Raw genomic sequence first — 12,580 nt, forward strand, 5'->3', positions numbered from 1 at the left:
CCAAGGCTTTGCCCCGGCCTTACTGTTTTTCCTCAATCCAATGGCCGGCGATTCCGGCCTATAGAGGAAAAACCATGAGCATCCCCCAGCTACCTTATTTTTTTGACGAAGCCGCACGGGCTTCGAATTTCAAGCAGCCTGGCGATCGAGAAAAAGCACTGGATTTTTCCATTGATGAGCTCAAATGGCTGATGGCCGTTTATCTGGCCACTGATACTTCCCGCGTCGCCCACAAGCCCGGCATGCAGGTCCACCGGCTGTTATTGACGCCGGACAACGGCTCGGCGATCGCCCTGGCCGGGGCGTTTTCCATGAGCAAGCCTGACGATGGCGAGGCGATGCTCTATACCCCGTGGAAAGGCCTGATCAAATACGCAGACATCAATGACCTTAAAAGCACCGTGAAAACATGGCTGGGCGGATCGGCCGGCAAACGCGAGTTGCTGCGCTATCAGTCCATCGAACAACGCTGCAGCCTTCTGGCGGCCCGGACGTTGAGCATTTCCACCCAAACGATTGACGGTGCTGTTTTTGAAGATCAGGAAGCCGTCATCCATCGCAATCAAAACCACAACATTGAGACGATGCTGGCCGAGCTGATCAAGTTCCCGACCCTGCGATCCATGCTCGATGACGTGCTTAAAAACGCCCTGGCCAAGCATTTCCCGGCACTGGACCAGCGTCGCACGCGACTGGACAGCTTTGCCGGCTGTGAACCGCAGCGCAAAGTATCCTCGCTGTCATTGCGCGATGCGGTGCTGCACTTCTACTTGAACAACCAGTGGCCAGAGGGCGATTCCAGGGTTTTCGTTCACCCTGGCCGTGACATCGTCGGCGACGCGGACAATCAAGCGTGGGAAGTGGCGATCAAGGGCATTGCGCAAAGCCTGACGCCGCATCTGCGCAGCTTGCTCGAGACATTCTGGAACAGTCCCATGAGCAACGGCCTGGCTCGCTCGGAGTTTTTCGCCCAGAGCCTGCAAGACACCTATTGCGTGGACCTGTTGTTCAAACGCCAGCAAAGCGTGCTGAGCACCGAGGAATACCAACGGTTGATGGAGGTCAATCGGGCGGGCACCGATGATTCAACCTCCTCGACCGACCCGGTAAAGATTGAAAAAATACGCGTCACCGCGCCGCTCAAACACTACGTCGAGCCCGCCGCCACCCTGATGATCGGCACCGACAAAACCAGCGCTTTTCTGTACACCCAATCCCGGGGCGTAGAGAACAGCGGCAACCTTGGCCAGATCAAGAACACCTTTCTGGGCATGCTGAAAAGCGAGGGCCACGACGACCATCTGTTCAACTTTCTCGCGCGCGAAGAACGCGACCTGTTTATCTCGCTGGAGGCGCAACAACGCACGATTGTGGGGGCACCGATCAGCGGTCCGGTGTTCCATCAATTGATGGCGGATATCGTCGCCAAGCAACTGCAAAACCTGAGTCATGCCTTGAGCCGTTATCGCGAAAGCGCCGGTGTGCTGGATCCCCACGCATTGCTCGACAACGCGCTGGACGTGCGCGCGTTGATTGATAAAAGGTTGCTGACTGCCGAAACCAACGGCCGCTGGAGTACCCGTGCCGATCAGCGCTGGAGTGCGCAACCGGCGACCGTGCGTGCCGACTCGGCAAAGCAACAACTGGCCCTGCTGGCCAGCCTGGAGAACTCCACCGAACAACTGCTGCAAAGATTCCCGGTCATTTCCAGCGCTGTCAGCACGATCGAGCAGGCCGAAGAAGGTGTTCAGGACTCTCTGGCATTACTCAAGCCCAAGTTTGCCCATATGTTATCGGCGGCGTTGCGCAGCGAACTCAAGCTGCGAACCCTGAGCCGCAGCCTGGGAAACGTAGAACAAGCGATGGTGCAGACGGTGCTCGATACGCCTGTGCGGCAAAAGCGCGGCGCATTGAACGGGTTTCTGCCGGACGTCTTTGGCCTGGCGCTGAAGGCTGACGGCGCTGACGCGTTACTCAAACTGGCGAGCTGTTTTGTGCTCACCGAACGCGGTGGCCTGGACCCGGACCATTCCGGTAAAACCGTGCTGTGGACCCCGGCCCGGGGGCTGGAAGCCTTTCCTTCGTTGCCCCCGATGCTGGCCGAGGTCAACCGACGCTTGCAAAGTGAGGTGGAACGCCACGGGTTGCTGGAAAACCTGGAACGTGCCGAACGCGCCCCGGGTCGGGCGTTCACCCTCGCGCCGCTGCAACTGATTCATGAGGATTTCCTCGACCACCTGCAAAAGCCCCATGTTCGACTGGATAAAACCTCCGTCGAACGCGCATTGGCCTCCAGCCTGCCGACCCGACATCGGGCCGATCTGTTGAGTTTGATGGCGCTGGGTTTACCCAAGACTGGCCTGCAACGGGCGACGGATATTGCCCGGTCCCTGATCACCCGACAAAAACTCCCGGCATGGCTGGCCAACGCTTCGCTGGAAGATCAGATACTGCACACTGAACTGCTGGCGCAGTACCTGAACAACGTCAAGGAGGACAAGGACTACCTGAGTGGCATTCGCTCTCTGGAGCGTACGGCTCATCATGAATTACACAAGCAACTCAAGGCCGACAAGCACGACATCGACCCGGACACGATAGAAATCCGCATCAACCCTGGCGCAACCGCTGATGCACGAACGCAACCGTTACCGGCCTTTGCCTTGATCCACCTGCAAACGCTGGACAGTCACAGCTTCAAACCGGCGTCGCTGACCAACAAGGCCCTGCCTGCCGGGGTAGACGAAACCTACATCAAAAACCTGATCCGCCACCTCAAGCCCGGGGAACATCAGCGGACCGAACTGAGCAAGGCATTCGCCGACGCCCATGCCGACGCCGCCACACGCAGAAAGCGCTTCGCCGCGCAATTGCCCTGGCAACTGTTGCAGTACGCCCATGCCGAGAAACTCCAGGAACGCCTGAGCGCAACCGGGTTTGACCTGATTCGGCAAATCATCGACATGCCCGACGCCATTGCCCGTGACGCGGTGGACGGCAGCAATGCACTGATCCGCCCGCTTGAGCTGCTGGGCGCCAGCGGTGAGTCGACAGTCACAGTGCCGGGGGTTTACCTGATCGGGCCGAAAAAGGACGCGAACGCACCGCAGGTCCTGTTGGCGCCCTATAGCCCGGAACACGGGGTGAAAGAGTATGAAAGCGAAAGCACGCTGCTGGCCGAGTTGAAAACGGCCGGTGCGTTGCAGCGCTGGGTGCTCAATAGTCTGTCCCCATCCGATCGGGCACTGTGCAAAAGTCGCCTGGCGGCCTCGGCGGGCGTCAACCTGGCCTCCAATCCGGTTAAAGGATCGTTGTTCAAGCAGTTGTTCAACGACAACGCCAAGCTGTTGGCCCGCTTGCTCGGCTGCCAGGCGGACACCGACGGGCAAGGCGAATGGGCAACCATCAAACAGGTCTTGGGCGAAGACCTGGATCAGGCGCTGACCTTCGTTACCGGCAAACTGGCCTACCCGGTCACCGTATGGCGCAGCTATCGTGACATCAAGGTGTCGGCCGAAAACCTGCAACAACATAAATGGGGGGCCGCGCTGCAAGCCTTCATTCGTGGGATGACGCAACTGGCCATGTTGCGCGAGTCGATGACCCCTCGCGAGCCATCGCCGCCAGCCGCCGACACCGCCACGCCCTGTGAACGGATCGACATCACCGCCCCCGAACGCACCCGGTTGCAGCGTCACGAAAGCACCGATGTCGATCTGGGCGACCTGACACTGGACAGCACACGGGCGCTGTACGCCCATTCGACCACCGGGCAGCATTACGCGCCGATTGAAGGCAAGGTGTATCCGATCCAGAAGCGTGGCGAGCGCTGGATCATCCGCAGCAACCAGGTGGACGGCCCTTATGCCGTGCAGGACTCGGCGAAAAAATGGGTAGTGGACTCAGATGCTCAGACACAGCGCTATAGCCTGCTGCGCCGTTTGAAAACCTGGGAGGCGGTCAGCCATGGAATGAATGTCCAGGCAGATGGCATGGCTGATATTCAGCGGCTCTTTCCGGTCCGGGCCCGATTGATCAACGAGGGCCTCGACCTGGCAACCACGTACGCCTGGAACAGCTTTCGCAATCTCCAGTTATTGAAAACGTCGGGGACTCGAATCACACCGGTCCATCAACTGATCAAGGATTTTCTGGATGTACCGTCGGTGCTGCCCGAACACGTGACGATGATTGAAAAAGTCGTGGAGGAGATCTTCGGGGCGTTGCTTGATCCGACACTGCGGCAAGAGAAATCCAATCGGTTTGTCATCGGTGTGGCCAAGGACGATCCGGAAAACGTCTTGGCGTTCGCGATCCCCGCAGACGCGAGGAACAAGATCTACCTCACGGAGAAGTTCTTTTTCCCCAAATTCGATCACTACCGTAACTACATGACCGATGCTGCGTTTCCGATCAGTGCCCATGCCCGAGCCACCACGTTAATCCATGAGCTGTCCCACATGATCTGCAAGACCGAGGACATTGCGTATCTGGATGCGCCGCGCCCCTTTGCCGACCTGATCGAAACCTCGAACCTGCGCGCCATCGCGCTCAAGGTCGAGTTGACGAGGCTTCAGAGCAAGGCGCTGTCGATGAAAACCCCCGATACGGAATTGTTCACGCTCTACAACGGCGAAAACCGGACCTGGGAAGATTTTGGCAATACCACGTTCGAGTACAGCGATCGGGCACTGGCCCACGTTTTGAAATTGACTGGTAAGGACACGCTGGCCGGTGCCCGGGACATTTTCAAGAAGAACGCAACGGTGAGGCTGGCGGTGCAGTTGGGCAACGCCGATTCGGTGTCGTGGCTGATCAGCCATCTGGGGCGCCAGCTCCACACCACTACACCCTGAAAGCCTGACCTGAGGCACTAAACCTGTGGGAGCGGGCTTGCTCGCTCCCACAGGGATTTTGCTTTCAGTCAGTTGCGCGCCAGTGCTTCAGTCGTATCAAGCCGCGCCCCAACAGCGAGTGGTTCAATCCTTCTGATCGCGCAGAATGTTCCCGGAAGCGCCATCGATGCGGAACTCATAGACCACGCCATCAGCCTTGCGGCCCTCGCCTTTCCAATAGCCGTTGTTATCGGCTTCGACTTCATAGACCTCGACATAACCGGCCTTGGTCTTCGCCGTTTCAATGGCCTTCTCGATCGAAATCCAGCCGGCACCAGGGCGATCCGCCATAGCTGCACCGGCACTCAACAACGTTGCAGCGGCAATGACGGCAGCAAAGGTTTTCTTGATCATTTTTTCACTCCATTTGTGGATACTGTGCGTTGAAGTCCTGTTTTTTAGGGCCTTGTCGGGAAAAATAAGTTCCACTTTGATGGGCAAATGCCATGACGGATGTTCTCGCCACCTCGCCCTCAAGGTTAGAATGCAGCAAATCAGGATGAGTCAATGACCGAACACACCTTCTCGGAAGCCGAATACGACGCCGTCACCGATGCCGCTGCGCACTGGTGCATGCGTCTGCACGCCATCGACTGCACCGCCGAGGAGCGCCAGGCGTTCGAACAGTGGCGGGATGCTCATCCGCTGCATGCATTCGAATACGAAGCCATGCTGGAGATCTGGGATGTCGCCGGGGATTTGCCGCGTCCGGAGTCGGCCACAACGCCCCTGCCCGGCAAATCCTCAACGTCCTGGCGCACCTTCGGCATCACCGCTGCGGTCTGTGCCTTGGCCCTGCCACTGGCGGCGTACACCGGCTGGAACCTCGGCTGGCTGCCCAACGCCTATCAGCATTTCGAAACCACTGACAATGTGCGCCAGGTCACCCTGAGCGACGGCAGTCAGGTGGAGCTGAATCTGGGCAGCGAGTTGACCTTCCGTAACTACAAGGATGAACGTCGGGTCACGCTGAAAAAAGGTGAAGCATTCTTCAGCGTCAGCCACGACATGAAACACCCCTTCATCGTCAGGGCTGCTGAAGGCCGGATCCGGGTGACCGGTACCCAATTCAACGTCTGGCTGTATGAAGACCAGGTGCGAGTGAACCTGATCGAAGGCTCGGTGCTGGTGACCAGCAACGACGCCCTCGACGGCGACGGCTTGCGACTGGGGCCGTCGATGCAAGCGCGCTTTCGCCACGGCGACTACATGCCGCAGATCAGCGAGACCTACGCCAACGACAGCTCATTGGCCTGGCGCAGCGGCAAACTGGTGCTCGATGACCTGCCGCTGAGCGATGCATTGCCGCTGATCAATCGCTACCTGGCCAAGCCCGTGATGGTGGCCGACAACAGCACGGCTTCGATCCGCCTCGGCGGTGTTTATAACATCAAGGAAATTAACAATCTGGTGACGAATCTGCCCAAAGTGTTGCCGGTCTACCTGACTCGCAATGAGAACGGCAACCCGGTGCTCAATTCGATTCCCAAGCAAGCGCCAAAAAGCTGAAGGCCGCTACCCCTGAGGGGTGCGGCCTTCGTGTTTGCTGCAAACAGAGCGGTTTTTACTGTGCCGCCACCGTCCCGGTTTTTTCGTCCGACTCGCGAATTGTCTGCACCTGATACTGCGGATCAGCCTTGATCTGCTGCTCGGTGAACGGCAATACGCTCAACTGTTTCTGCGAGAACGCCAGCGTTTGGTCCCGGGCATATTTTGATGCCGGATCACTCGACAACGAGAACGCCAGCAAGCCTTGGGCATGCGGACCTTTTTCATCAAAGGTCACGATTTGCAGGTAACTGGTACCACTGACCACTTCAAGCTTGCCGTCGGGTCTCGGTACGCTTTGGATTGCGTTGTAAATCCCTAGCGGGCCCGGTCCACCGTGGATCGGCGTTTGCTGCCCGCCGCTGCTGACCACCTGAATATCGCCCCAGCGGCTGTCCGGCTTGAGCCCCATTTTCGTGGTCAGTTCCGCCGACGCGAGCATCGCTTCGCGCAGGGCGTTGGCCACCTCCGGCCGCTCGAACGCCAGCCCGCGCGGGGTGTGTTGCGCATCTTTCGGATCGAAAGCCACACGCCAGATGTCAGGCGATTGCTGCAGCGTCTGCATCACATTCTGGAAATGCACCAAGCCCGGACCGCTGTCCAGATTCGCCCGGCCATCCCACGCCTTCAGGCTGGCACACACCGAGGCCTGCGCCGCGGCATCGGCACTGCAAAACTTCAACAGGTCCGGTAGCACTTGGGCCGCCAGATACACTTGATCATCCATCACCATGCGTTGCAGGTCCGCGGCTGCCAGTTTCCCGGTCTTGGCGAGAGCGCCCAGGCGATCCAGCGCAAACCGCGAACGCAGCCCCAGCGGCTGGCTGTCCTGGCTGATCAAAGGCGAGAAACCGGTGAGCGGTTGCGCCGGGTTGACCAGCCACGCGGAGTCGTTGGAATGCTGCACAAAGTCTTTGCGCAGCAATTGCGGCAACTGCTCCGCTGCGTAAATGCCCTTTTGTGCGGCGTTCGGATCAATGTCCCAGGCGCAGGCACTGTTGGAGCCATCAAGCACGATCATCTTCAAACCGATACGCGGATCGCTGCACTTGGCGAGCTTGTCGGCGTTGACGTTCGGCACCACCGACAGGTTCATGTACAGCGTCTGACCCTGATCGTCCGCCGCCAGGGTGTTGACCCACGGAATGCCCTGGATCGTGTGCACCGAGGCCTGCAAATCCTTGAGGCTGGTGGCGCGGTTCATCGCGTACCACTGCTGCAGGACGCGGTCGTTTTCCAGATTGGCATCCCGCAGGCTGTAGGCGAACTGGTTGTCCCAATCGAGCTTGCCGGGCCATTGCACGACCGGGCCGAACACCGAGCTATAGATTACGTGGGAAACCGGTTTTACCTGGCCGTCGGGCTGTTTGACGTTCACCGTCAGGGTTTGTTTATCCAGCGGCAACGACTTGCCATCGAGCACGTAACGGGTTGGATGCTTGGGGTCCAGTTGCAGGCGATACAAGGTGAAATGCTTGGACGAATCCACCGTGTGGGTCCAGGCCAGGTGCTGGTTGAAACCGATATTGATCATCGGCAGACCGGGCAACGCGGCGCCCATCACATCCAGTTTGCCGGGAATGGTCAGGTGCATCTGATAGAAGCGCATCCCGCCGACCCAAGGAAAATGCGGGTTGGCCAGCAACATGCCGCGACCGTTGAACGAACGCTCACTGCCGATGGCCACCGCGTTGCTGCCACGGTCCAGCGCGAAGCGTTGCTGACGTTCGGCGGCAAGCTGGAACGACTGCGCACCGTCCGCCGCTTGAGCGACTGCGGTCGGTGGCGTGGCGCCGGCCAGGGCTTCGGCAAACTGCCCGACCCCGCCTTCGACCAACAGGCGCCGCGTCAGCTTCACCAGGTCTTCGGCGGCAATCGGCCGTACCCAGTCGCCCTGGCACTGTGCCGGCAGGCCCTGGGCCTGACGCTCGGCCAATGAACGGTTGTAACCCGCCACATAACCGTCGATCAGATCACGCACTTCAGGGGTTTGTGCCTGCCAGAAACCGGCGACCGCTTGTGGGGTATTCAGCCAGTTGAAAAACACATCGCTGGCCGGGTTGGCACGCTCTTCTATCGTGAACTGATCCGGGCCGAAGTACCGCGAGCGCTCGCCGTTGACGGTGACGATCTCGTTGGCCATCAGGCACAGGTTGTCCTGGGCGTAGGCGTAACCGATGCCGTAACCGAGCCCGCGCTCGTTCTCGGCGCGGATGTGCGGCACGCCGAAACTGGTGCGACGAATATCCACGGCCGAAGGTTGCAGTTCACTGCGGGCGTTTGCCGCAACACTCAGCCCCAGCAACACACCTGCAAGACTCAACCGGGTTAACTGCCTGCTAATAATCACGCTCGCTCCTGATGGACATGACCTGGAAAAATCACACCCTGCGCGCTGCGCGCTGCGCGGAATGTGCCTGGCCTTAGGAACGAAAAAATCATCAGCAAATTTAGCCGGCGCAACGATCAACGGCGATCCCGTCACAGAGAAGTCACATCCCCTCGACAAATTTTCTACATTTGAGCCTTCATGATTTGCCGTGCTCGTTCGTCTTAATGATTGAGAGCACCATCACTTTTCCTGATCAGGCTCTGATAAGGAGTTTTTGCATGTACAACTCGCAACTGCCAACGGACGGTAGACGTGTACCAAAGAGTGTTTCCATGAATGCTGGCACAGGAATTTTTGTAGAAAAGGCTGAGCGCCACGGAAACGAACGTATCCGGGTACTGCTCAAGAGCTTTGGCCTGAGGACCAGCCTGATTCGTCTGAAAGTCATCGACGCCTTGCTGAATGCCGCCGAAAGCGAGCGCAACCTGGGCGTGCGCGGCGTGCACACGTATTTGCTGGACCTGGATATTCCCCTGTCCTTCCTGAGTGTGCGGGAAGTGTTGAAGCGGTTATGCAGTGAGGGCGTGATCACGCTCAATCCGGACAAAAGCTACAGCCTGCATCCGCAGGCCATTGCCATTCTCTACAGCGAATCGGGCTCGGACGCTTCGCTCAAGGCTTGACCTTGCGGCGCATCACGCCATTGACGACCACGACGATCACCGCCACGCCAATGGCGATGTACTGAAACAGCTTCTCGCTGATGATCCCTGCGTTTTGCAGATACGAAAGGCCGAACATGATCCCCAGCACTACCAGGGAGATCAGAATCGAGTATTTCAAACGTTGCGACTGGGTCATTGCGGGTTCCTGAATCTTGAAATGTATCCGGTTTGTATCCGTTTGCATGCCAAGCCCCTACCTTCGGACGGGGATAAACGCCGGCAAACGCAGTCTCATGTTACAGCCGATGAAGAGATTTGGCTTCATTGCGGCGATAACCATGAGGATTTTGAAATGTTCCGTCGAATCACACTGCTGATTCCCCTGATCGCTCTGCTTTCCCTGAGCGGCTGTATCATTTTCCCCCACGGCGGCTGGCACGGGGACCACCACTATGATCGTGGCGGACCGGGTTATTACCAACATCGGTAATCCATACCTTTAATCATCTGTAAGACATCAAATCGTTTTTACCCACCCTGAACAAATGCCCGCCCCGTAGCGGGCATTTTTCGTACAGCGGATTGTTCGCACCCATGTAACTTTGGATCCAGATCTCCCGCTCGCCTGGGCCGTTCCGGTCACTTGCAATACACGGCAAACCATTGAAACCCCAAGTCTCAAACGCTCGCTAGAGCACTGCCATAGCGATGATTACTCTCGATACACCGTTAGAGGAGTACCTCCTTAAACACTCAGTATCGACAAGGAAGTCATGCGCACATCATCTATAAACATCCGGCCCTTTCGATTGACCGGTTTTTGCCTGGCCATTGCGGCATTCGAACTCCTGACCTACATGGCCAGCGATCTGGTCATGCCCGCCATGTTGAGCGTGACCGAACAACTGCACGCCAGCCCTGCGCATGTTCCGTATGCGTTCACGCTGTATTTGATCGGGGGCATGCTGCTGCAATGGCTGGTCGGGCCGCTGTCCGATCAGTATGGGCGCCGTCCGCTGCTGCTGATCGGTAGCGCGCTATTTGCCTTGGCGTGCCTCGTAACCTACTGGGTCCCGAGTATTGAGGCGTTCAACAGCTTGCGATTGATTCAGGGCATGGGCCTCGGATTTGTCATCGCGGTCAGCTATCCCGCCTTGCAAGAGCTGTTTTGCGAGGCCGATGCCGTGCGGATCATGGCCTGGCTGGGGAACATCGCCCTGCTTTCTCCGCTGCTCGGCCCCTTGCTCGGCAGTCTGCTATTGCAATGGCTCTCGTGGCGGGAACTGTTCCTTGTGCTGGGTATCGCTGGCCTCGCGGTCTGGCTTGGGTTGTATGGGTTCATGCCGCATACCCAAGGCCTGCGAACGCCGATCAAGCCCTTCGATTTACGCGCGATTCTGCGCCGCTACGGCAGGTTGTTGCGCAATCGGGCATTTGTGCTGTCGTCCGTTGCCCTGGGCTTGACGCTGATTGCCTGGATTGGCCTGTCGCCACTGTTACTGATCCAGGGTCAGGGGTTATCGACGCTGGATTATGGGTTCTGGCAGATCCCGGTGTTCGGCGCGGTGATTCTCGGCAATCTGCTGCTCGATCGACTGATCGCCGGTACAGCCCTGACGCAATTGATCCGCTATGCACTCTGGCCATTTTGCGGCGGGCTCGTCGCCCTGCTGATCGTCGGCATTTACGGTGCTTCGACGGGATGGCTGGTGGGCTGCCTGGCGCTTTACGGCGTCGGACTGGGCATGAGCAATGCCGCGCTGTATCGGCTGGCATTGTTTTCCAGCGCGGATAGCAAAGGACTGGTGTCGGCCATGATCGGCATGATTTCGATCTCGATCATGGGCGGCCTCGGGTCGATGATCGCGGCGTTCGGTGCCGGTGACAGCCTCGATTCGTTTGCGCTCATCGCCAGTGTCGCCGGCCTTGCCTGCCTTCTGCCTTTACAACACTTCCTGCACGGCTGCCGCAACACGGCCGCCGTCTGAATTAACCAAAAAGGATTTTTGATGATTCAACTTCCCCACACCGACGCGCTCTGTGCGCTGGCGCAGCCTTACGACCTGGACGCTGTGCCGCCCGGCCTGTTCGACCGTGCCATGGCTGAAATCAGCCTGTTTCATTGCCACCACACCCCCGGTTACGAGCACTGGCTCAAGCGCCATGACCTGGATGCCCAGGCCCTGGATCAACTGGATGACTGGTCCTGCCTGCCACCGATCTACGCCAACTTTTTCAAACAACAGCTACTGATCAGCCCGACGGGTGAAGGTGCGCTGGAGCTGACCTCGTCCGGCACCAGCGGCCAGAAAAGCCGTATGCGTTATGACACGCGGAGCATGGCGGCCGCCCAAGGCATGGTCACCCGGATTTTCCAGCATTATGGCTGGGACACGCCGGACACTCCGTGCAATTACCTGTTGCTGAGCTACGAACCCGAAGCCGACAACCGTCTGGGCACCTCATACACCGACCAGTTTTTGTGTCGTTATGCGCCGATCAACCAAGTCGTCTATGGCCTGCGCAGCACCGGCAATGGCCACGAATTCGATCTGTTCGGCGTGATCCGCGCCTTGCAGGCGTTCGCCGAGCAGCCACTGCCCGCGCGCATTTTTGGCTTTCCCGCGCTGCTCTGGCAGGTGCTGCAACGGATGGAGGCGACCGGCGTTGCGCCACTGACATTGCCCGCAGGCTCATTGGTGTTTCTCGGCGGTGGCTGGAAAAACCAGGCCGCCCAAGAGATTCCCCGTGCTCGCCTGTATAAGCGGATCGAGCAACAACTGGGCATCGAGACGGCCCGCTGTCGGGACGGCTACGGCGCGGTCGAGCACGCGGTGCCTTACATCGAATGTGCCCGACACCATTTTCATGTCCCGGTTTACGCGAAGGTTTTCGTGCGCAATCCCGCCGACTTCAGCGTCCAGCCTTACGGCCAAAGTGGCCTGCTGACCTTCGTGTCACCCTATATTTCGTCGAGCCCGGCCCATGCCGTGGTCATGAGCGACCTGGCCACTTTGTACCCCGGCGAGCAGTGCGGCTGTGGCCTGTCCAGCGACTGGTTCCAGTTGCACGGACGCGCCGGCACCCGCCCCGGACGAAGCTGTGCCATGGCGGCCGGCGAACTGATCGGGAGGGCTTGA

Annotated in this window: 8 protein-coding genes; 5 read left to right on the forward strand and 3 right to left on the reverse strand. The window is 58.8% G+C overall.

Annotated features, from left to right (window positions below):
* Positions 1-74: 74 nt before the first annotated feature.
* Positions 75-4,856, forward strand: a complete 4,782-nt coding sequence (locus BK667_RS16125; protein WP_123598226.1) for a dermonecrotic toxin domain-containing protein — start codon at positions 75-77, stop codon at positions 4,854-4,856.
* A 123-nt stretch (positions 4,857-4,979) separates the two neighbouring features.
* Here BK667_RS16125 and BK667_RS16130 read toward each other — a convergent pair whose 3' ends face one another.
* A complete protein-coding gene (locus BK667_RS16130; protein ID WP_054046388.1) occupies positions 4,980-5,249 on the reverse strand; it encodes a PepSY domain-containing protein in 270 nt (89 codons plus the stop codon).
* 153 nt (positions 5,250-5,402) lie between these two features.
* Here BK667_RS16130 and BK667_RS16135 point away from each other — a divergent pair, with 153 nt between their 5' ends.
* On the forward strand, positions 5,403-6,404 hold the full coding sequence (locus BK667_RS16135; protein ID WP_123598227.1) for a FecR family protein: 1,002 nt from the start codon (positions 5,403-5,405) through the stop codon (positions 6,402-6,404).
* A 55-nt stretch (positions 6,405-6,459) separates the two neighbouring features.
* On the opposite strand, the gene pvdQ is transcribed toward BK667_RS16135, so the two are convergent.
* Positions 6,460-8,793, reverse strand: a complete 2,334-nt coding sequence (gene pvdQ / locus BK667_RS16140) for a bifunctional acylase PvdQ (RefSeq protein ID WP_123598228.1) — start codon at positions 8,791-8,793, stop codon at positions 6,460-6,462.
* Positions 8,794-9,053: 260 nt separating this feature from the next.
* Here pvdQ and BK667_RS16145 point away from each other — a divergent pair, with 260 nt between their 5' ends.
* On the forward strand, positions 9,054-9,458 hold the full coding sequence (locus BK667_RS16145; RefSeq protein WP_123598229.1) for a fe2+ zn2+ uptake regulation protein: 405 nt from the start codon (positions 9,054-9,056) through the stop codon (positions 9,456-9,458).
* Here the strand turns inward: BK667_RS16145 and BK667_RS16150 are convergent.
* Positions 9,448-9,636, reverse strand: a complete 189-nt coding sequence (locus BK667_RS16150) for a hypothetical protein (protein WP_054046397.1) — start codon at positions 9,634-9,636, stop codon at positions 9,448-9,450. The two genes, BK667_RS16145 and BK667_RS16150, sit on opposite strands and share 11 nt — an antisense overlap.
* A gap of 577 nt (positions 9,637-10,213) precedes the next feature.
* Here BK667_RS16150 and BK667_RS16155 point away from each other — a divergent pair.
* Together BK667_RS16155 and BK667_RS16160 are read left to right on the forward strand one after the other, a co-directional pair.
* Positions 10,214-11,428: an MFS transporter gene (locus BK667_RS16155; RefSeq protein ID WP_123598230.1), complete on the forward strand. Its 1,215-nt coding sequence runs from the start codon at positions 10,214-10,216 to the stop codon at positions 11,426-11,428.
* A 21-nt stretch (positions 11,429-11,449) separates the two neighbouring features.
* The gene (locus tag BK667_RS16160) at positions 11,450-12,580 is read left to right on the forward strand and encodes a LuxE/PaaK family acyltransferase (protein WP_123598231.1); all 1,131 of its coding nucleotides are present in this window, start codon (positions 11,450-11,452) and stop codon (positions 12,578-12,580) included.

Origin of the sequence: Pseudomonas frederiksbergensis, from assembly GCF_003732705.1 — a bacterium.
Lineage (GTDB): Bacteria > Pseudomonadota > Gammaproteobacteria > Pseudomonadales > Pseudomonadaceae > Aquipseudomonas > Aquipseudomonas frederiksbergensis_F.